18 protein-coding genes are annotated in these 20,636 nt (G+C 41.8%); 10 read left to right on the top strand and 8 right to left on the bottom strand.

Going from position 1 to position 20,636, the window contains the following annotated elements:
• Window positions 1-148 precede the first annotated feature (148 nt).
• From BUA53_RS10335 to BUA53_RS10320, 4 genes are all read left to right on the top strand, one after another.
• Window positions 149-1,519, top strand: a complete 1,371-nt coding sequence (locus tag BUA53_RS10335; RefSeq protein ID WP_072835297.1) for a peptidylprolyl isomerase — start codon at window positions 149-151, stop codon at window positions 1,517-1,519.
• 207 nt (window positions 1,520-1,726) lie between these two features.
• On the top strand, window positions 1,727-5,131 hold the full coding sequence (locus BUA53_RS10330) for a PAS domain S-box protein (protein WP_072835296.1): 3,405 nt from the start codon (window positions 1,727-1,729) through the stop codon (window positions 5,129-5,131).
• 99 nt (window positions 5,132-5,230) lie between these two features.
• Entirely contained in the window at window positions 5,231-7,078 is a 1,848-nt protein-coding gene (locus tag BUA53_RS10325) for an amidophosphoribosyltransferase (RefSeq protein WP_072835295.1), read from the top strand.
• A 120-nt stretch (window positions 7,079-7,198) separates the two neighbouring features.
• Window positions 7,199-7,699 (top strand): SixA phosphatase family protein, encoded by a 501-nt coding sequence (locus BUA53_RS10320; RefSeq protein ID WP_072835294.1) that lies wholly within the window; start codon window positions 7,199-7,201, stop codon window positions 7,697-7,699.
• A gap of 6 nt (window positions 7,700-7,705) precedes the next feature.
• On the opposite strand, the gene BUA53_RS10315 is transcribed toward BUA53_RS10320, so the two are convergent.
• Window positions 7,706-8,599: a DMT family transporter gene (locus BUA53_RS10315; RefSeq protein WP_072835293.1), complete on the bottom strand. Its 894-nt coding sequence runs from the start codon at window positions 8,597-8,599 to the stop codon at window positions 7,706-7,708.
• Entirely contained in the window at window positions 8,596-9,741 is a 1,146-nt protein-coding gene (locus tag BUA53_RS10310) for a glycosyltransferase (protein ID WP_072835292.1), read from the bottom strand. Before BUA53_RS10310 ends, BUA53_RS10315 begins: the two co-directional genes overlap by 4 nt.
• A gap of 222 nt (window positions 9,742-9,963) precedes the next feature.
• On the opposite strand from BUA53_RS10310, the gene BUA53_RS10305 reads away from it, so the two are divergent.
• A complete protein-coding gene (locus BUA53_RS10305) occupies window positions 9,964-10,206 on the top strand; it encodes a hypothetical protein (RefSeq protein ID WP_072835291.1) in 243 nt (80 codons plus the stop codon).
• Window positions 10,207-10,285: 79 nt separating this feature from the next.
• On the opposite strand, the gene BUA53_RS10300 is transcribed toward BUA53_RS10305, so the two are convergent.
• The gene (locus BUA53_RS10300) at window positions 10,286-11,542 is read right to left on the bottom strand and encodes a pyridoxal phosphate-dependent aminotransferase (protein WP_072835290.1); all 1,257 of its coding nucleotides are present in this window, start codon (window positions 11,540-11,542) and stop codon (window positions 10,286-10,288) included.
• A gap of 203 nt (window positions 11,543-11,745) precedes the next feature.
• Here BUA53_RS10300 and BUA53_RS10295 point away from each other — a divergent pair, with 203 nt between their 5' ends.
• Together BUA53_RS10295 and BUA53_RS10290 are read left to right on the top strand one after the other, a co-directional pair.
• Window positions 11,746-12,714, top strand: a complete 969-nt coding sequence (locus BUA53_RS10295; protein WP_072835289.1) for a 1-acyl-sn-glycerol-3-phosphate acyltransferase — start codon at window positions 11,746-11,748, stop codon at window positions 12,712-12,714.
• Between the two features lie 103 nt (window positions 12,715-12,817).
• Window positions 12,818-13,720 carry a prohibitin family protein gene (locus BUA53_RS10290; RefSeq protein WP_072835288.1) on the top strand — a complete coding sequence of 301 codons (903 nt, stop codon included), beginning with the start codon at window positions 12,818-12,820 and terminating at the stop codon, window positions 13,718-13,720.
• A 110-nt stretch (window positions 13,721-13,830) separates the two neighbouring features.
• On the opposite strand, the gene tsf is transcribed toward BUA53_RS10290, so the two are convergent.
• From tsf to rplM, 4 genes are all read right to left on the bottom strand, one after another.
• Window positions 13,831-14,670 carry a translation elongation factor Ts gene (gene tsf / locus BUA53_RS10285; protein ID WP_072835287.1) on the bottom strand — a complete coding sequence of 280 codons (840 nt, stop codon included), beginning with the start codon at window positions 14,668-14,670 and terminating at the stop codon, window positions 13,831-13,833.
• A gap of 128 nt (window positions 14,671-14,798) precedes the next feature.
• Window positions 14,799-15,755: a 30S ribosomal protein S2 gene (gene rpsB / locus BUA53_RS10280; RefSeq protein ID WP_072835286.1), complete on the bottom strand. Its 957-nt coding sequence runs from the start codon at window positions 15,753-15,755 to the stop codon at window positions 14,799-14,801.
• A 78-nt stretch (window positions 15,756-15,833) separates the two neighbouring features.
• A complete protein-coding gene (gene rpsI, locus BUA53_RS10275) occupies window positions 15,834-16,223 on the bottom strand; it encodes a 30S ribosomal protein S9 (protein WP_072835285.1) in 390 nt (129 codons plus the stop codon).
• A gap of 31 nt (window positions 16,224-16,254) precedes the next feature.
• Window positions 16,255-16,698 carry a 50S ribosomal protein L13 gene (gene rplM, locus BUA53_RS10270; RefSeq protein WP_072835310.1) on the bottom strand — a complete coding sequence of 148 codons (444 nt, stop codon included), beginning with the start codon at window positions 16,696-16,698 and terminating at the stop codon, window positions 16,255-16,257.
• Between the two features lie 286 nt (window positions 16,699-16,984).
• Here rplM and BUA53_RS10265 point away from each other — a divergent pair, with 286 nt between their 5' ends.
• Entirely contained in the window at window positions 16,985-17,395 is a 411-nt protein-coding gene (locus BUA53_RS10265) for a DsrE family protein (RefSeq protein ID WP_072835284.1), read from the top strand.
• A 73-nt stretch (window positions 17,396-17,468) separates the two neighbouring features.
• Complete coding sequence (locus BUA53_RS10260) at window positions 17,469-18,713, top strand: zinc dependent phospholipase C family protein (RefSeq protein WP_175546058.1); 1,245 nt, start codon at window positions 17,469-17,471, stop codon at window positions 18,711-18,713.
• Window positions 18,714-18,942: 229 nt separating this feature from the next.
• Here BUA53_RS10260 and BUA53_RS10255 read toward each other — a convergent pair whose 3' ends face one another.
• On the bottom strand, window positions 18,943-19,533 hold the full coding sequence (locus tag BUA53_RS10255; protein ID WP_072835283.1) for a hypothetical protein: 591 nt from the start codon (window positions 19,531-19,533) through the stop codon (window positions 18,943-18,945).
• Between the two features lie 358 nt (window positions 19,534-19,891).
• Between BUA53_RS10255 and BUA53_RS10250 the strand changes: the two genes are divergently transcribed.
• Entirely contained in the window at window positions 19,892-20,575 is a 684-nt protein-coding gene (locus BUA53_RS10250; protein WP_072835282.1) for a DUF4197 domain-containing protein, read from the top strand.
• Window positions 20,576-20,636: the final 61 nt, after the last annotated feature.

Genomic DNA, 20,636 nt, shown 5'->3' with positions numbered 1-20,636 from the left:
TTATTGAACATTTTTCTCATTATGCTGGAAGATCTAAATATTATCCTTTTTAAACTACCCCACATATATTCAAAGACTTTGTTAATCCATGATTTCCCAACCCGGTATTCTTGGTTGTAAAAGTTATTTTTGGAAACATTTGACGTATATGAAAAAGTTCGTTCTGCTTTTCCTTGGCCTTGGTACAATAACGATGGCTTCTTTTGGACAACAAAAGAAAATTGTTGCGGATAAAATTGTTGGCATTGTAGGGGACAAGATCATCCTTCAATCTGACATACACAATGCCATTGCCGACATGTCAAGACAAGGCGCCACAGTGCCTGAGAATGCAGAATGCTCTGTAATGGAGCAGGCATTGGTTTCAAAGGTGTTGATGCTGCAGGCGCAAAAAGACTCTTTACCAGTGACAGATGAAGAGGTGGAGGCAGAACTGGACCAAAGGGTTCGTTATTTTATCAGTCAATATGGAACGCAGGAAGCCCTGGAGTCTGTGGCGGGTAAAACTATTTACCAGATCAAGGATGACGCCCGTGAATCGGTGAAGGAAAGCAAACTGGCGCAGGCCATGCAAAGAAAGATCGTTGACAATATTAAAATCACTCCAACAGAAGTTAAGACCTATTTTGATCGTTATCCTAAAGACAGTTTACCCTTCTTTGAATCGGAAGTAGAGTTGGGACAGATCGTTGTATATCCAAAAGCATCACACGACCTGGAGAAATATGTGATGGACGAACTTGCAAATTATAAAAAGCAAATAGAGGCCGGACTTATCTCATTTGAACAGGCAGCAAAGAAATATTCTGAAGACCCGGGTTCAAAGGACAGGGGTGGACAATACCAGATCAACCGCAATGAAAAGCAATGGGATCCCACCTTCATGGCTGCAGCTTTTCGCCTGAAAGAAGGACAGATCTCTAATGTTATCAAAACCAAATTTGGGTACCATATCATACAGATGGTGCAAAAGAATGGTGATGATGCGGTGATCCGTCATATTTTACGTATCCCTCCCATTACTGACGTAGAGCTTAACGCAAGCATTTCCAAACTGGATTCCGTACGGGCAAAGCTAATAGCTGGTACAATCGATTTTAATAATGCCGCAGGTAAGTATAGTGACGATGAACAGGCAAAATATGCCGGGCCCTATATTATCAGTGGAGATGGAGATGCCTATAACCGCATCGACGAGCTGGATAAGGGCATAGTGGCTATGCTGGATAAGATTAAAGTTGGCGAGTATTCTCAGCCTACTGTGTTTACAGATGAACGTGGAAAGAAAGGAGTGCGTATACTTTACTTAAAGTCCAAGTCAGAGCCTCATCGCCTGAATTTAAAGGATGATTATAACCGCATTTCCCAATCTGCCCTGGAAGAAAAAAAATACCAGGCCCTGGATAAGTGGCTGAAAGCCAATATTCCTTCTTATTATATCATGATAGATGCTGAAACAGGAAATTGCCCCCAATTGAAGAAATTTACAGATGCCGAGAAGGCCACAGCATCAAAATAATCAAGGGGAAATAATTTGAAATGGTTGAATTGGATTCTTTAAAGAGTATTCAATTATCCCATCATACTTAGACACAGTTTATTGCAGAGTTGACTAATGGTAAACCTTTAGTCGCCGCAATTATATTCTTCAAGCGTTTAAAATCTTCATTGCAGGATGTATTTTTAAAGATTATTGCAGGCTTCGTGTAAATCCATCCAATAGTCCATGTCCTCATCCCTGAAAACATGCCTTTTTTCTGCATCCGAAAGGTTGCTGTTGGAAGCTCATCCGCTGCCACTATGGATAGTTGACGCTGAATGTTTTGCGATTGCATTTGCCAATCCTGCTGCATCGCGTCTGTACGGTTATTCCGTACCTCTTATGGAACGAAGCAATTTCCTTGACTTTTTCTCTGAGTACCACCGATTTACATTTATTGAGAGACTATCTGGTGAAATAAATGAATGCGGTACTTTTTCTGAGAGTTTTTGCCACCATAATAACATGGGAGAGCAAATGGCTGTTGAACTGCATCTCTCCACCATTCTTCTGAATAACAAAAAGTATTACCAGGTCACAGCTATTGACCAGACAGACAAGATACATTTCAGGGAGTTGATGAAGGAAGAAAATAACCGGTACAAAACATTCATAGAACAGAGTGTGGCAGGTATTTTCTGTAAAGAACTGCATATTCCTATTGAAATTACAGCCAGTGCCCGTGATATGGTGGCACATTTGGACCAGCATAGCTATATCTCTGAATGCAATGCAGCAATGGAAGCTATGTGGATAAGAGATATGGGCACTGAAGACAAAAGTTTTTCTCTTAGCGGCCTGTTGAAAATGGATGCTGAGGGTACCGAGAGTTTTATACAACGCTTCATTGACAATGATTTTAAATTACAGAACGCCGAATTACATGATAAGGACGCACAAGGGAATACCCGCTATTACCTGACCAATCTTATTGGTATCGTTCAAAATGGATATCTAATTAGAATTTGGGGTTCACAGAGAGATGTTACCCAAAGAAGGCAGATCGAAGAGAATAATTCTTTATTGGCGCACCTAGTGGAAGAGACTTCTGACATTCTTGTTGCCGCTGATATGGAGTACCGGCCCCTTACCTGGAATAAGGCCGCGGAAAAGATATCCGGCATACCAGCTACCCAGATATTAGGCAGGCAATTGAAAGAATTCATACAACTAGAGTACAAGTCAGGCACCTATGATGAGGTGCGGGAAATAATCAAACAGAATGGCGAATGGACAGGCGAAGCTTCTTTTACCCGTCCCTGTGATCAAAAGAAGATCACTTTAATAATTACCTACAAACAGTTACGCTGTAATGAAAAGGCTTTAGGCCTTCTTGTGACAGCTACCGATATTACTGAAAGGATCAATGCTGAGTCAAGAATAAGAGAAAGTGAGGCCAGGTTTAATGAAATGGCAGATGCTGCTCCGGTAATGATCTGGATGACAGATGAGAATAATAAGATCACCTATCTTAATGAAAAATGGCTTGACTTCACGGGGAAAGACATTATAGCCTTCAATTCTGAAGGTTGGAGATCATTAGTTCATCCGGACGACCTGGTGCCTTCTCTGAATAAATACATTGCCGCATTTGAAAGCAGGACTCCCGTGGTTATGGTGTATAGGCTCCTGAATTATAAAGGCGAATACCGCTGGATACAGGACACCGGTATGCCAAGGTTTTTGAATGAACAAACCTTTGTAGGTTATATTGGCTCTGTAGTAGATATTGAAGAACAAAAACAGACAGAAGAAAAGCTCCGCTACCAGGCAACAGTCCTTGAAAATGTATCTGATATTATTATCACTACCGATAATAATTATATTATTAAAGCCTGGAATAAGGCTGCTGAAGATCATTACGGCATCCCGGAAAAAACAGCAAAGGGAGTACGGGTCAATACCGCTATGCCAGCACTTTTTCAACGAGTTAGTTTTGAATTGTTTAATGAGACACTGGTAAAGTTTGGCAGCTGGAATGGAGAGATAACGATCGAACTTCCCAATGGAAATACGAGGTATTTTCATTTTACAGTTAAAAAGATCTTTCATGACCAGAATAAATTGGGCTACGTATATGTTGGCCGGGATATAACAGACAGGAAGGAGATAGAAAATAAGCTGCAGAAAAGCGAAAAGTTTTACCGCACCCTGATATCAGACTCTCTTGATGGCATCATCTTATTGGACGGAAATGGAAACATCAGCTTTAGTTCTCCTTCGATAAAGAATGTGCTTGGATTTGATGCTGAAGAAGTAATTGGGCTCAATGGATTTGAATTTGTGCACCCGGATGATATTGCCTGGGCCATGGAATCATTTCAAAGGGAAATCTCGGAAAATCCCGAGATAAAATACATTGTCATCAGGCTGCGCAAAAAGAATGATGAATGGGTTTGGTGCATGGTACGCGGGCATAACCTGTTAAGGAATCCATACATCAATAGTATCGTAATATATTTCCATGATGATAGTTTACGAAAGCAGGCTGCTGATGCCTTAAAAGAAAGTGAGAAGCGTTTCAGGGCACTTATAAAGGATCTTCAGATAGGCGTGATGATGCAGAACGCAGAGGGGAAAACCATTCTTTGTAATAAAGCGCTGACGGATATTTTTGAGGTGAAAGAGGAAGACCTTATTGGAAAGGAAATATGGAAAGTGTATTCCGATGTGGTTTGTGAAGACGGGAAAAATATAGCAGTTGTCAACCGGCCCACCTTTAAAGTGCTGCAGACAGGAAAACAGGTAAAAGATTTCGTGATGGGTGTGTGGCAACCACATAAAAAAGAACGGATCTGGCTTTTGATCAGTGCAGAACCTTTATTGAATGAAAATGGTGAAGTGCTGCATATTCTTTGCTCAGTAGCTAATATAACTGAAAGGAAAAAGCAGGAAAAGAAATTACTAGCTGATGGAATGCGTCATCAAAAACAATTAACGCAAGCAACCCTTGACGGTCAGGAGAAGGAAAGAAGAGAGATTGGTAAAGAACTGCATGATAACATCGGGCAACAACTAACGACTATCAAATTATTCCTGGATCTTGCAAAAAGCACGGCCAATGAAACTACCCTTGAGATGGTAAACATGGCATTGAAAGGTGTAGGGGATGCTATCAATGAGATAAGGGCTATGTCAAGGTCTTTATTACCTCATACTTTAAGTGACCTGGGCCTGGTAGAGTCTATCTGTGAATTAACTGATTCTCTCAGCAGGGCTCAATTGATACGTATAGATTTTAATTATGAGGATTTTGAAGAGATCAATATTCCCGAGAATCAAAAGTTGACATTGTTCCGCATTGTCCAGGAGCAGTTGAATAACATTGCCAAGCATGCCGAAGCTACTAATATATCTGTTACCCTAAGAAGTACCATCCAAAGTGTATTACTCGAAATTATAGATGATGGTAAAGGCTTTGATAAAAAAACGGTAAAGAAAGGTTTAGGATTTACCAATATACGCAACAGGGCCGAGCTATTTGGAGGGAAGAAAGAGATCGTGTCCAACCCAGGCGAAGGTTGTTATTTAAAAGTGTCCATGCCTGTAGTGTTTACTCCGGCTTCTACATTACATAATTCCATTAATTGAGTTGGCTTCTCCTGATATCAGGGATGTAATTAATGTTGTTTAGGTGGGTAAGTGTAACCTGCGCTTAACAGAAAACAGATTACATTTGCGCTTCTTCCAATGAGCGACGCAATAAAACACGAATGTGGTCTTGCCTTTATTCGTTTACGCAAGCCCTTCTCTTACTACCAGCAAACCTATGGCTCCGTATTGTGGGGCCTGAATAAACTCTACCTTTTAATGGAAAAGCAGCACAACCGGGGCCAGGACGGCGCGGGTGTGGCGGCTGTGAAATTGAATGTAGAACCCGGCTACCCCTTCCTTTCCCGCATCAGGAGTGCCGAAGCGGGCAGCATTGCTGATATATTTAAACAGATAGGCGAAGAGTTCAATGAACTCCAGAAGTTTAATCCCGAGATCGGTAATTACCCGGGGTTGATGAAAGGGCACTTGTCTTTTTTGGGAGAACAGTTATTAGGCCACCTGCGCTATGGTACTCAAGGCAGAAACAATGTGCAGTTCTGCCATCCTTTTATTAAACGTCATACGATTCCTGCACGAAATCTTGTATTAGCCGGCAACTTTAACCTGGTAAATACGGACGAACTGTTTGAACTGGTGAACATGGACCCGGGTGAGTTTCAAAAACAAAGCGACCTGGCGGCCATGATGGAGGTTATCTATCATTTCATTGTCAAAGCGGATGAGGCCAACCAGCAGGAATTGGATATTGTAAGCGTGTTAAAGAAAGCCGTGCCTTTGTTTGACGGTGGTTTCCATGTAGGTGGCGCCACAGGCAATGGGATAGGCTTTGTTTTCAGGGATGCGCATGGCATACGACCATCGTATTATTATATCAATGATGAAGTGGTTGTAGCAGCATCGGAAAGAGCAGCTTTACGCACAGCTTTTAATGTGGGTGAAAATGAAGTGCAGGAATTATTGCCGGGTAAAGCACTTATTGTGCTGGAGAATGGCGAAGTGAAGATCGAGCAGATCATTGAACCGAAAGAAAGAAAGGCCTGCAGCTTTGAGCGCATTTATTTCTCCCGCGGTAGTGACGAAAAGATCTACAGGGAACGTCAGCGCCTGGGATATAACCTGAGCAAGCAGGTGCTGGAAGCAGTGGAATTCGATTTAAAGAACACGATATTTTCTTTTATTCCCAATACGGCCGAAGTGGCCTTCTACGGATTGAGTAAAGGTTGTGAAGACTACCTTAATAAGATCAAGGTTGAGCGTATCGCTTCCTGGGGTAATAATGTGGACCCGGAGAAGTTGCACGAGATGATCAACCGTAAGGTGCGCATGGAAAAGATAGCCATCAAGGATGTAAAGATGAGGACCTTCATCACCGAAGATGTGAACCGCAACGAGATGGTGCAGCACGTGTATGATATCACCTATGGTACAGTCAGGAAAGGCATTGACACATTGGTGGTTATTGATGATTCCATTGTTAGGGGTACCACGCTCAGGGAAAGTATCATCCGGATGCTGGCCCGCCTGGAGCCTAAGCGCATCATTGTCGTTTCATCTTCCCCACAAATACGTTATCCCGATTGTTATGGCATTGACATGAGCAAACTGGGTGATTTTATTGCTTTCAATGCCGCCATTCATTTGCTGAAGGAAAGAGGTAAGGAAGATGTTTTAAAGGAACTCTACGACCAATGTAAGGAAATGGTGCGTAATAATCAATTGCATACCGTAAACGTGGTCAAACAGATCTATAAATCCTTCACCAACGAGGAGATCACTAAGAAGATAGCAGAACTGATCACCCCGCAAGGACTCCAGATCCCTGTGGATGTCATCTATCAAACCATTGAATCCTTGCACGAAGCATGCCCTAATAATTTAGGTGACTGGTACTTCACAGGTAACTATCCTACTCCCGGAGGTAACAGGGTGGTAAATACTGCTTTCATCAATTACATGGAAGGGAAGAATGCAAGGGGATATTAGACTACCAAAAAACTTCACCAGGCATGGAATCAAGCCCTCGGACTAACTCCAGGATTTGAGTTAATTATACGGATTATGTATTCTTTTAAGCGTTTGTGCGTATTATTTTAATTTCATAGCATGAAAACCCTTCTCCTTATTCGCCATGCCAAAAGTAGCTGGGATGCTCCCGGCCTTAGTGACGCAGACCGCCCATTGAATGACAGGGGGAAAAAGGATGCACCTGAAATGGCAAAGAGACTAAAAAAAAGAGGCCTGTCGATCGATCAGTTCATTTCCAGTACAGCTAAGCGCGCCCGCAAGACTGCCAAATATTTTGCAGAGGAATTCGATGTGAAGAAAGAAGATATCAAAGAAGTGGAAGACCTGTACATGGCCAATGCACCCGGCTTTGTAAAGACAATAGAGTATACAAAGAAAAAACATGATATCATCGCCCTTTTTTCCCACAATCCTGGCATAACCGAATTTGCCAACTCGCTCACCCATGTGCGCATTGATGATATGCCTACCTGCAGCGTTTTTGCTGTGCAAGCTGAAGTCAATGACTGGGAAGAATTTATGAATGCAGAAAAAAAGTTCCTGTTCTTTGATTATCCTGGTAAATCAGATAGCGAGTGAAGGTAATTATAATACTTTCTGTTTTCGGAAGCTTACAAGATACACACCGCTGAAGATCAACATGGCAGCCAGTGCTTTTTGCCAGGTGAACGATTCATCCAAAAACAACACAGCTATCAACACCGTAAATACAGGTTGGGTATAGATATATGTCCCGGTAATCCCTGCACCAATATGTTGTATGCCATAAGCATTGAAATAATACGCGAAAAAGGTTCCGGGGATAGCAATGACCAATATAGCCAGGTAATGTTGCCAATGTATTACCTGCCAGTTTATCTCTGCTACCTGGTTCCATCCAAAAGGTAACATCATGATAAATCCAATGCTGAAGATCCACCGGATCACATGCAGGGGACTGTAGGTTTCCATCAAAGGCTTTACTAATATAAAATAGATGGCGTAGGCAATGGCATTGAGTACGATCAGCATGTCACCAAGCAGATAGTCGGAACCTTGCTGGCCCGCTTCCTTTTGCATAATGATCAATACCGAGCCTCCAATGCCTAAGGCTAATCCAAGTGCTTTAAAAAAAGTGAATCGCTCTTTTAGCACCCATAAGGCAAACACCGTCACCAGTAAGGGAGTGACCAGGGTTAGCAGGGAGGCATGAATAGTGGAGGTCAATGTAAGTCCTTTAATAAACAGCATCTGGTTGATGGCAACACCTGCAAGGGCGCACCAGAAGAAACGCATCCAGTCTTTACGGCGTATCCGGGCAGATGTACTTCCCACCATCCACACGCCCCAGAACAACAAAAGGCTGATGCCCACCCTGAACAGGTTGATCGCAAAAGGGCCAACCAACGATGGCGAAACCATCTTCACCAGGCTGTAATTGGCTGCAAAGAATAAATTGGTAAGCAACACAGCTATATGTGCTTTGGTAACAGTTTTCATAGTGCTGAAGGGGAACCGGGTTTAGGAGTTTCTTTTTGTGTTTCATGTTGATCGAGGCTGTGAAGAAAATAAATTATGACCTCGTTCGATTTGCTGGGTTGTGATGTCTGCTCATAAGGAAAGCTGTTGGCCAGGTCAAGTGCAGCAGAAAGACGAAACTTATGCTGTGGTATACAAAGAGCCAGGTTATGTTGCATAAGGTGTTCAGCCAGGTATTCCTGTTCTGCCTGCCCTGGTGTTGGCACCAGGATGCTTTTCTTTTGCATGGTCAGGAGGTCCATAATGGTGCTGTAACCACAGCGGCTGATCACAAAGGAAGCCTCCTTGATATAATGCTCCAGTTCCTGCGCAGGAAGATGATTGAATACATGTACAAATGAAGGAACTACAGGTAGATCGACAGTTCCGGGCATACCTCTCACCAGCACCACCGGCTTTTTATAATCATGTAGTTGATGAATGATCATTTCTTCCCATACGGTCCGCAAAGGTTCAGGCCCGGATAGGATCACCAGCAAGTGTCTTTCTTCTGTCTTAACTATGCCTGTAAATCTTGATAGCGGGCCTATGTATTTCACAGGTATAGATGGGGAAATGGCGGGGTGTGACAGTTCTCCTGCCAAACTAAGTCCGCTTTCATGATCTGGAACCCAGCAAGCCCCGAATTTGTTGATCTGTTGGTAATTAAGCTGTTGTATAAAGCGATCCATGGTAGAACCCAGCCCCGTTTTAATTCTTAACTGGTGGGTAATAAATACAGAAGGAATAGAATGGTGGTAAAGCCCGTAGCGGTTGTCCGAAATGACCGCATCAATGGAGTGATCTGTAACTGCGCGCTTTAGCCATTGGTGTTCCTTTTTGATCACAGATAGGATATGCGGTACCTGCGCGGCTATCTTCAGAGGTAAGAGCCAGCCTTTCCTGGAATATTGAATGCCGTAGCCTTCCAGTTCCAGGAATTGCAGGTTCGGGAATTCCTGTTGCATCAGTTCCCTGGTCCTGCCTTTCGCGGCAATGATAATGGTACAGTTACTTTCGTATAGCAGCCGAATGATCGGAATAACCCTGGTGGCATGTCCCAGCCCCCAATCCAGGGGGGCCACCAGGACCGTAAGTTTCGCAGGTGATATTCCTTGACTCATGTTATTTTTTCTACTTTTGGTCTAATCCTATACTAAAAGGCGTGTAAAATAGTTTAATTTAGAAACGAATCTACCTCTTATGAAAAGACTTATTTATATGGCATTGTTCTTGACCGCAATAACCATAGCAGGCTGTAGCAAAAATTATTATTCCGGAAATGGCAGTAAAAGCACTAAAGGATGCGGCTGCCCTGGATCAAAGGGATTCTAAAAGGGTGATTAATGAAAAATTACAATCGCGATCTGCTTTTACTATATAAAACTGAGGTCTATAACGAAGACCTTTTACAGCACGAAGTAGAATGCCTGCACAAGATCCTTGTCGGCGTTGAATGTAATGAAGTATTTTGCAAGTCCCATGAACTGGTCACCCGCAACAAGATCACTGATAAAGCAAAAGCGATAGTAAAAGCCATCGGTCAAACAACCCTGAAGCCCTTTTACTTCCTTGTGAATAAAAATTAAAGAACAAATCAATAACTAATAAAACAAAAGCGGTTCCACTGGAGCCGCTTTTGTTTTATGTGCATGATAATAAAGTTACCTACCGTAATTGCATAAGCGCGGTTCCAAGCTTTTGCAACATTTCGTCTATCTCTTCTTTTTTGCAGGTGCCCACGCTCAGCCTGTACCATGGAGATGTTTTGGCAGCACCAAAGGCATAAAAGGGAACCACGGCTAAACTCGCTTCCTGCAACAGGTAGGAAGTGACATCTGACTGGGTTTTTAATTCATCTCCATTTGCAGTTTTCTTACCTACAAGATCTATTTTGATGGTAAGATAAATAGCCGCTTCCGGGGCTACTGCTTCCACGCTATAGCCTTGTTCTTTCAGTTGTACAAAGCCTTCATAGATGCGTCGCAATCTTTCTTCCAGTTCACTTCTGAAATGTACCAGGTAGGCGTCAATCGCAGGCTTATTAGCAAGGAATCGTGTCAATGCTTTTTGCTCCGCCATTGGTGCCCAGGCGCCGACATGCGAGAGAATAGCTTTCATCTTATTGAGAATGGCAGCAGGTCCAAGGCTCCATCCCACACGTACACCTGTAGAAGCAAATGCTTTACTGATCGCATCTATATAAATGGTGTAGGGACGCATTTCGGGATTTAATGTTACAGGGTCATAATGCTGAATGCCATCGTAGGTAAGCTGCCAGTACATCTGGTCAAACATCACATAGAGTTTTTTCTCCGTATCAGTTCTCCGTTTATTTTCCTCAACTACCATGGCACAAATTCGTTCCAGTTCTTCTTTCCGGAAAGTAGTGCCCGTAGGGTTTTGAGGGGAACACAAGGCAATGAAAACGGCATTACTGATGTGCGGTCTCAGGTCATCTGCCGTAGGCATAAAATTGTTTTCTGCTTTTGCTTCCACCACCACATGCTTGCCTTCTACAAAATGAACATAGTGGTTATTGTTCCAGGACGGCACCGCATAGATCACTTTATCTCCCTTATCGCATATGGCCCGGAATAGTGCATAGATCAATGGTCGTCCACCCGAAGCGATCAGGATTTCATCAGTGTTGTATTCCAGTCCCTGGTAATCTTTGGCAAATCGGCTCACAGCTTCCCTCAATTCCAGGCTCCCTTCCCCCGGTGGATAGTTGGTAAACCTTTGGCGGTAGGCTTCCACGATCTCATCTTCAAGTTCTTTAGGAATAGGAAAGATCTGGGGGTTGAAATCACCAACAGTGAAATTGTAAATATGTTCGCCCTTGCGGATGCGGTCACGTATTTCTCCACCCAGTTTAACTATTTCAGAACCGATCAGAGTTTCCGAGAGATGAGACAGTTTCATTAGCCTTTCAATTTTCGCAAAAGTAAAGCGAATGCAGTAGATGGGTGTAGATAATAATAAGGGGTAGAATTCCTGTATAATTAACAAAGTGCAAATTGACCAAACAGTTTTATTACTTTTTTCAAATCAGACTTAATTGTAAGCTTTGTAGCTAACCCATACAGTAATACCTGACTGTTCATTTTTTAACCTATTTTCCACCTGTGTTTTACCAGCTGACCAAAATATATGCAAGACTGGCTATAAAGGTTTACTGCAGCAAGGTGATCATCAATAAACCGGAACTGTTGAAAAGCAAGGGCCCTATGTTACTGGCTGCCAATCATCCCAATTCTTTCCTTGACGGGATCATCCTTACTACTTTATTTGATCAACCTGTCCATTCTTTAGCCCGCGGAGATGCTTTTAAAAATAAATGGATCAACCGTTTTTTACGCAGCATTCAATTATTGCCTGTGTACCGAACCAGTGAAGGAACAGAAAACCTCTCTCATAATTATACCACCTTTGCTGCCTGCCAGGAAACGTTCAAGGATAATGGTATCGTTCTTATTTTCAGTGAAGGAAGGTGTGAGAATGAATGGTATTTGAGGCCATTGAAAAAAGGGACGGCCAGGCTGGCAACCACTGCCTGGGAAAATGGCATTCCACTACAGGTGTTACCAGTGGGCTTGAATTATAGTTCCTTTAAAAGTTTTGGCAAAGAGGTGCATATAAATTTTGGTGAGCCTATTACAGTGGAGGATATAGATCATGCTGCTGCCATTGGTAAAAATTTGGTCGACTTCAATGCGAATCTGCAAAACCAGTTGCATCAACTGGTGTATGAAATAGAAGAAAAAGATACAGAAAAACTGCATTCTGTTTTTCCGCACAGGGCAAGATCTTCCAAATATTTTTTGGCGCTGCCTGCCATAGCAGGATGGCTACTGCATGCACCATTATATTATTTATGCAAGGCTTACACCCAATTGTATTTTAAGAACAGCGGGCACTATGATTCTGTGCTTACCTCTTTATTACTGCTTTTTTATCCCATTTACTATTTAATTGTCGTGGGGGTGTTTTTTGTATTGCAACCAGCCTTTGGCATCCTGGCAATATTATTTCTTCCTTTTACTGCCTGGGCCTGCGTGCAGCTTAAATATAGCCTGGGCTTAAGGTTAGTTTAAAAAATTCTTTCCAGGATAGAACAGTAAGTACATTCATATCATCAAAAGTATTATCAGCCTTTAAAGCGTGAGAGTTTGTTACATTTATGCAAACTAACCTGCCATGATATTAATTGTACTTGGAGTCATTGTTTTAATTCTTGCATTTTCCATTCGCACTGTTCCCAATGTTTCAGCTTTTTCCAAAACTGGTATCCTGATCGCCCTGCTATTAATTGGCCTTGGTGTGGTGTTTAGCAGCTTTGTGCAAATAGATGCCGGCCAGGTTGGTGTGAAGAAATTATTTGGAAAGGTGCAGCCAACAGTATTGAATAGTGGATTGAACATGGTGAACCCTTTATACGAAATTGAAAAAATGGATATCCGTACGCAGAATTATACCATGAGTGGTATCAATGATGAAGGACATAAATCAGGTGACGATGCTATTAAAGTGTTGACAGCAGATGGACTGGAGGTTACCATTGATCTTACTGTATTGTACAGGGTGGTTCCTACAGATGCGCCTAAACTGGTGCGTGAAACAGGAGTGGATTATGAAGATAAGATCGTACGGCCTATAGCACGCACCCGCATCAGGGATAATGCTGTTTATTATGAAGCCATAGCCTTGTTTTCTACTAAAAGAGATGAATTTCAAAATCGCATCTTCAAGCAGATAGAGAGTGATTTCAAGTTGAGAGGCCTGTTACTGGAGAATTTACTGGTTCGAAACATTACACTACCCACTGCGGTGAAAGGCACCATAGAACAAAAGATCCAGGCAGAACAGGAGGCCCAGAAAATGCAATTTGTATTGCAAAAAGAAAGACAGGAAGCTGACAGGAAAAGGGTGGAGGCCCAGGGTATCGCCGATTACCAGCGCATCATCAGTGAAAGCCTGACAGATAAACAATTGCAGTACGAACAGATAAAGGCAACCATGGAATTAGCCAAATCACAAAATGCCAAGATCATCATGATGGGAGGAAAAACTGCTCCGGTGATCCTGGATGCTAAACAATAATTACATTTTATTTATACCATATTGCCCCAAAGCCGTGAATACGCTAACATAGAAGCAAAAAAAAAAGAGCCTTTAAGGCTCTTTTTATGTTGATATGATCTTGTTCAATATTATCCAACAGCTACACGTTTGAACTCAGTTACTTTCACATCTGGTCCAACGGATTTCAAATAATCACCTACTGATTTGGAATTATCTTTTACAAACGCCTGGGCGGTCAATGTGCTTTCTTTGAAGAAAGCATTAAGCTTGCCTTCTGCGATCTTAGAGATCATTTCATCAGGCTTTCCAGCCATCTTAGGATCTTGTTTCATTTGTTCAACAACAATGCTTCTTTCACGCTCCACTACATCAGCAGGAACTGAATCAGCATCAACGGCAACAGGATTCATTGCAGCTATCTGCATTGCAATGTCTTTTCCTGCTTCACCTACTTCCTTATTGAAACCAACTAATACACCCATGCGGTAAGCGCCGTGGATATAAGAGGCTACATAAGGTGCTTCTACTCTTTCAAAGCGGGCAATGCCGATCTTTTCACCAATAGAGGCCAGTTTATCGTTGATAAGATCTGAAACCTTTGAACCATTAACCGACACTTCATTTAATTCTTCAGCGCTTTTTACATTGTTGGCAACAGCAGCATCAGCAATGCTCTGTGCAAATGCAACGAAATCAGCATTCTTGGAAACAAAGTCAGTTTCACAGGAGATGGTAACGATGAAACCTGTCTTGTTATCAGCAGTGGTCCTGGCAATAACAACACCTTCTTTAGCTTCACGATCACTGCGCTTGGCGGCAACCTTCTGGCCTTGCTTACGCAACCAGTCGATAGCTGCTTCAAAATCTCCGTTAGTTTCAGTCAATGCTTTACGGCAATCCATCATGCCTGCACCAGTAGCCTGGCGCAATTTGTTTATATCCTGGGCTGTAATTGTTACAGTAGACATAGAAAATCAATTTGAAATTTGAGAATAAGCAAAGTGCCAATAGTTATTTATCAGCACTTTGCCTTTTTCATGTATATTCTTTCAGTGAAAGGAAGGTAAACCTGCCCTTCAGCTGGTTAAAAGAACTATTATCTTCTTCCACCACCTGGTCCGCGGCTACCGCCACCAGGACCACCTGGAGTACGACGACGTTGACCGCCACCAGCTCCTGCTCCACCACCGCCAGGTCCACGGCCACCAGCACCAGGTCCACGACCTGTACCAGCACCTTGTCCGCCACGGCCACCACGTCCACGACCGCCTTCAGCTTGCGCTTCAGCTTCTAAACGTGCTGCTCTTTTTTCATTTTCAGCATCTGTTACTGAATCATCGCCTTCTTCATCTTTAGCAGCCTGGCGCTCAGCCAAACCTTCTGCAATAGCAGCAGTGATGTAGTTGGTAATAATAGCAATAGACTTAGTTGCATCATCATTAGCTGGAATTGAAAAGTCTACCTTGTTAGGATCGCAATTGGTATCAACAACACCAAAGGTTGTGATGCCAAGGCGCTTTGCTTCAGCTAATGCAATATGCTCATGTCCAATATCAACAATGAATAAAGCGGCAGGTACACGGCCCAATTGAGCAATACCACCTAATACTTTCTCCATTTTATCTTTATCGCGGCTTAATGTCAGACGCTCTTTCTTGGTGATTGAGTCAAATGAACCATCACCAAGCATTTTTTCAATGCTCTGCATCTTCTTCACGCTCTTACGAACAGTGTTGAAGTTGGTAAGCATACCACCCAGCCAACGCTCAGTAACATATGGCATGTTCACACGCTGTGCGCATTCAGTAACGATATCCTTCGCTTGCTTTTTTGTACCAACGAAAAGAACCTTTTTACCGCTGCGGGCAATTTGCTTCAGGGCAGCAGCAGTTTCCTGCAGGCCTTCCACTGTTTTATTAAGATCAATGATGTGAATACCTTTCTTCTCAGCGAAGATGTAAGGCAACATCTTAGGATTCCACTTCTTCTTCAGGTGACCGAAATGTACACCTGCTTCAAGGAGTTGTTGCTGTAACGAAGTGTTTTGTTCCATTATGAGGAAGTTTATTGTTTTTAGTTTATAGTTTATTGTTGGTGTCTGAAGTTTTTTGCCTCTTAACCAGAAACCATATTAACGTTTAGAGAACTGGTAGCTTCTACGGGCTTTCTTCTTACCGAACTTCTTACGTTCAACAGAACGTGGGTCACGTTTCAGCAAGCCGGCTGCTTTTAATGCAGGGCGGAATTCAGGGTTCAATTCTACCAGCACACGGGCAATACCCAGCATGGCAGCTTCTGCCTGGCCTTTAACACCACCACCTGCAGCATTGATCTTAATATCAAATTTGTCAGCAGCATCAACAGTATGAAGAGGCCTGGTAACCTGGTTTTGCAGATAAACCAATTTAAAATATTCTTTGAAATCCTTATCGTTTACAGTGATACCGCCTGTGCCACGAGAAACGAATACTCTTGTAACAGCTTCTTTACGGCGACCAACACTATTTTTTTGCTTTTCCATTTATTAGTAATTAGGAATTAGTAATTGGGATTTAGAACTTCAGTTCTTTAGGTTGTTGTGCAGTGTGAGGATGTTGATCACCGGCATACACAAATAATTTTTTATACATCTGGCGACCTAAACGGTTCTTAGGCAACATGCCCTTTACAGCTCTTTCTATGATCACTTCAGGTCTGCGCTTTAAAAGATCTTTGGCGATCTCTTCTCTACGGCCACCTGGGTAACCTGTATAGCGGTCATAAACCTTTTCGTCCATCTTGTTTCCTGTAAGTTTCACTTTGTCAACATTGGTAACGATAATGAAATCGCCACAGTCAACGTGAGGGGTGTAATATGCCTTGTTCTTGCCACGTAATATTGCAGCAATACGAGAGCACATACGTCCCACGGTTTGATTGGTACCGTCCACAACATACCAGTTACGTTGTACGGTAGCCGCATTCGCATGTTTGGTTGTAAAATGTAATTTGCTCATGATTTGTTTTTTGTGCCGGGCCATCCCCCGGGCGCTTTTTAAAATGAGGCGCAAAAGTACCATCTAATCCTTATACAATCCAAGGAATAAAGGGTGTATTTTTAAAGACACCTTTGTAACTCATTGATAAACAATAAATATTTTGACCCATTTTAAAAGTCATTAACAATTTCCTGTGGTTTTGGTCCTCAATGATTATAAAAAGACTCATCTTTTCCTTGTATATAAGCTGATGAGGAAGGTTTCCAGCAGAAAATAGTAACTTTTACATTAAATCCCACAGGTTATGAAAAGGATCATTTTTCTTGTCAGCCTGTTATGCTTTTCCTCCCTTTTACAGGCTCAAAAAGATTATAAAGTTGTATTTGACCTCACCAGCCGTGATTCTGTAGATCATAAAAATATCATACGATGGCTCAACGAGATCACAGCTGCAGAACCTAATGCCAACCTGGAAGTAGTTCTTTATGGCAAGTCCCTTGATATGGTAACAAAGGATAAATCCGTGGTTTCCAATGCCGTACAGCAATTAGCCTCAAAGCCAAATGTAGCTTTTAAGGTTTGTGCCATTGCTATGAAGAATAATAATGTAGATAAAGGCCAGTTGATTCAGGGGGTACAGGTAGTGCCAGATGGCATCTACGAGATCATTGCTAAACAAAAAGAGGGTTGGGGTTATATAAAGGCAAGTCATTAGGTTTTGAGGTGATTAGATCTATCCTCATACTTTACTGACGGGTATGGTATCTCATTTGCATTTACTTACAGGAATGAAGTTGTTTAAGAGATACTTTGTTTTATTATTTCTGTTCCTGCCCTTTTCCGGAAACGCCTATTCTGTGCTTACACATGAAGCCATTGTAGATGCTTTATGGGAAAAGACCATTGTACCCTTATTAAAGGAAAAATATCCAAAATCAACTAACAGTCAGTTATTAGACGCTAAGTCTTATGCCTATGGTGGCGCTGTTGCACCAGATATGGGTTATTATCCTTTCGGGAGTAGTTTATTTACAAACCTGGTGCATTATGTAAGAAGTGGTGATTTTGTACAAGCCTTGCTGGACGAGCAAAAAAGCCTGAATGATTATGCTTTTGCTTTGGGCGTATTGTGTCACTATACAGCCGATACCTATGGTCATCCCCTTGGTACCAATCGGACTGTACCCCTGGTATATCCGAAGGTTGGAAAGAAGTTTGGTAAGGTAGTTACTTATGCTGAAGACAAAACTTCGCATTTAAGAATGGAATTTGGGTTTGATGTATTACAAACTGCAAGGGGCAGTTATGCCACCAAGCAATATCATGATTTCATTGGTTTTTCCCTGGCAGATACACTAATGGAAAACGCTTTTTTCAAGACTTATGGCCTGGATATGAAAGACCTGTTTACCAGTTTCGGTCTTGCCTCCAATACATTCAGGTGGGCAGTCAAAGATCTTTTTCCTGGCATTACCAAGGCTGCCTGGAATATGAAGAAAAACGAGATCCGTAAAACACAGCCCAAAGCACGCAGCCGCGATTTTATCTACAAAATGAAAAGCAGGGATTTCAATAAAGAGTTTGGAGATAAAAGACAAAAGCCAGGCTTCTTTTCCTCTGTTCTAGCTTTTGTTATCAGGATACTTCCTAAGGTGGGTCCTTTAAAAGCGCTTAAATTTAAAACACCTGGTCCTGAAGCAGAAAAACTGTTTATCCTCAGTTTTGACTCAGTTGTCTATCACTACCAGCAAAATGTAAAGTCCAGGGATCCTGATCATATCCATTGGGTAAACAAAGATTTTGATACAGGCAAAAAAACCGTTGCAGGAGAATATCCTCTTTGTGACAAAACATACCTTGAGCTGGTAATGAAATTAAAGGATCAGGGTTTTAAGAATATTAGTCCTTCCCTTCGTCAGAACATCCTTCAATTTTATGATGAGGACACTGAAATCAATAAAATGGATACGGGTAAAAGGGATGATCTTTTAAATGCACTTAAAGCGCTAAAAAATCTTACGGCCTACCGTTAATATTTGTGAATAAAAATGCGCCCAAAGAGTGCAAAAGCAAATTTGGAAACCCCTTCCTGGAAATAGTAATTTAGATTCAGAATCGAGAACGACAGACTTCCTTCAAAAAGATTCCTGTCATGATCAGTTCAAAAGCATCGGGTTAGTAAGTAGTATGTACTTCGGTATATATAAAATGCAAACTTGGTGCTTTTCTTTTTTTATGTACTTCGCCATTGAATTCGCCACCCTACTTCCAAATACTAAAATTCAGTTTGAATCTTTTATGCTGCAGCAGGATCCTCCAGTCAATAAATAAGATAAAGAATAATAAACTCACTCCCCCAATACTTGCCATTAATGCCTTTATGGAAAAAAAGCCTTTCAGGATATTATCAATATTCACAGCTGCGTACTTACCCGCATTTACCATTATAGCATCGCTGATAAACTTACCAGCAAAAAAAGCAGGTATGATGCGAATAGGGTGGATCTTGGCTAATCCGGCCACTGTAAAAAGAGGTGAGGATGGAACCGGGATCAGGGTATAAAAAAGTACAAAGGCCTGTGTTCTCCATTTATTGCCCGAAAGCTTATCGCCTAAGTAATGGAGATCAGTTTCTTTTCTTGCATTCAATACTTTAGAACTTATGTAGGGGATGTACAAAGCAAAAAGATAACGTCCAATAGCAGATCCAACAACTCCACATACTAACACCACCCAGATATTAAGATCGTACTTCAAATACAAAAAGACCATTACCGTCCATGCCGGAGGACCAATGAATGGGATCAGGTCAACCAGTAATGAAAACAGGAATACAAAAAAATATACAAGCATAACTTCTTTTATAGACTGCTTTAAGTTAGCACTGCCTATAGCAAAATAGTATGACCTGCATCTAAAATAATCCTGCTCCTGATCATGTGTTTATTGCGCATTTTTGGGATGAATCCTCCACAGTAAATGAGGTACACCTATCTCCTTTGGCTAGTATGTGCAGGGCGCTAAGGTCGAAGTATATATGAGTAATCAATAAGGTGTATAGTTGTATAATGCTTTACACGCCTCGTTCCCACCTTCCTTTCAAAGGCCTTTTGTTCTCCTTGCTTTATTTTAACAAATCGCGGCAAAACTTATGCATTGTTTGGTAGTCTACTATCCAAGCCAAATTTCCAGCACATTTTAAAACATGACTATGAAGAAGTTATTTATCCCATTATTATTTGCTTTCCTTTTTCCCGTTTCCTTTTCCTGTAGCAGCATGCGTTTTGGAAGCTACAACCTTACTGAGGCTGACGCCGCTGCAGCTATTCGCGAAATGCTGTCACTGGGCGCAAAAGAGAGTAATCTTTCCGGGGCTTTCAGTAAAGAAGCAGTAATGGCCACCTTATTTCCTGAATCTATGCGCAAAACGCTGAACACATTAAATCAATTGGGACTTACTGGGGAAATAGATCGGTTTACAACTACATTGGGAACCGCTGCTGAAAAAACAGCCACAGCTTCAGTACCTATTTTTATAAGTGGTATCAACAATATGAAGTTTACTGATGCCATGCGCATTATTAAAAATGGTGGAACATCGGCCACAGATTATCTACGTTCTTCAGTGGGTGATAGCTTGAGAAGAGCCATCACGCCAGCCATGAAAACAGCTTTACAAGAATATAAGCTCAACGAACAATGGGAAAAGATCATTAAGCCCGCCCAGGTATTGGTAGGCAACAAATTAAATCTTGATCTGGCCAACCTTATGGCTGGCATGGTCAGTGAAAAAATGTTCCAGCAACTGGAGGCTAAGGAAAAAGAAGTAAGAACTACTTCTTCTGCAAGAACAACCACCTTATTGCAAAAAGTCTTTTCCAAAAAATGGCAATAATAAGCATCAATATTTGCAAAATTAACTAATACATGAATCCTATTTCACTGAAAATCAATGG

Origin of the sequence: Flavisolibacter ginsengisoli DSM 18119 (assembly GCF_900129295.1) — a bacterium.
Taxonomy (GTDB): Bacteria; Bacteroidota; Bacteroidia; order Chitinophagales; family Chitinophagaceae; genus Flavisolibacter; species Flavisolibacter ginsengisoli.
Note: the sequence above shows the minus strand (reverse complement) of the source record. Positions and strands in the feature narration are given on the sequence as shown.

Bases quoted from the DNA above. Each gene is read 5' to 3' on its own strand.
- rplM (WP_072835310.1), bottom strand. From the start codon at position 16,698: ATGAGCAAATTACATTTTACAACCAAACATGCGAATGCGGCTACCGTA.
- BUA53_RS10325 (WP_072835295.1), top strand. From the start codon at position 5,231: ATGAGCGACGCAATAAAACACGAATGTGGTCTTGCCTTTATTCGTTTA.
- BUA53_RS10335 (WP_072835297.1), top strand. From the start codon at position 149: ATGAAAAAGTTCGTTCTGCTTTTCCTTGGCCTTGGTACAATAACGATG.
- rpsI (WP_072835285.1), bottom strand. From the start codon at position 16,223: ATGGAAAAGCAAAAAAATAGTGTTGGTCGCCGTAAAGAAGCTGTTACA.
- BUA53_RS10310 (WP_072835292.1), bottom strand. From the start codon at position 9,741: ATGAGTCAAGGAATATCACCTGCGAAACTTACGGTCCTGGTGGCCCCC.
- tsf (WP_072835287.1), bottom strand. From the start codon at position 14,670: ATGTCTACTGTAACAATTACAGCCCAGGATATAAACAAATTGCGCCAG.
- BUA53_RS10260 (WP_175546058.1), top strand. From the start codon at position 17,469: ATGAAGTTGTTTAAGAGATACTTTGTTTTATTATTTCTGTTCCTGCCC.
- BUA53_RS10315 (WP_072835293.1), bottom strand. From the start codon at position 8,599: ATGAAAACTGTTACCAAAGCACATATAGCTGTGTTGCTTACCAATTTA.
- BUA53_RS10330 (WP_072835296.1), top strand. From the start codon at position 1,727: ATGTCCTCATCCCTGAAAACATGCCTTTTTTCTGCATCCGAAAGGTTG.
- rpsB (WP_072835286.1), bottom strand. From the start codon at position 15,755: ATGGAACAAAACACTTCGTTACAGCAACAACTCCTTGAAGCAGGTGTA.
- BUA53_RS10255 (WP_072835283.1), bottom strand. From the start codon at position 19,533: ATGCTTGTATATTTTTTTGTATTCCTGTTTTCATTACTGGTTGACCTG.
- BUA53_RS10305 (WP_072835291.1), top strand. From the start codon at position 9,964: ATGAAAAATTACAATCGCGATCTGCTTTTACTATATAAAACTGAGGTC.
- BUA53_RS10265 (WP_072835284.1), top strand. From the start codon at position 16,985: ATGAAAAGGATCATTTTTCTTGTCAGCCTGTTATGCTTTTCCTCCCTT.
- BUA53_RS10320 (WP_072835294.1), top strand. From the start codon at position 7,199: ATGAAAACCCTTCTCCTTATTCGCCATGCCAAAAGTAGCTGGGATGCT.
- BUA53_RS10300 (WP_072835290.1), bottom strand. From the start codon at position 11,542: ATGAAACTGTCTCATCTCTCGGAAACTCTGATCGGTTCTGAAATAGTT.
- BUA53_RS10290 (WP_072835288.1), top strand. From the start codon at position 12,818: ATGATATTAATTGTACTTGGAGTCATTGTTTTAATTCTTGCATTTTCC.
- BUA53_RS10250 (WP_072835282.1), top strand. From the start codon at position 19,892: ATGAAGAAGTTATTTATCCCATTATTATTTGCTTTCCTTTTTCCCGTT.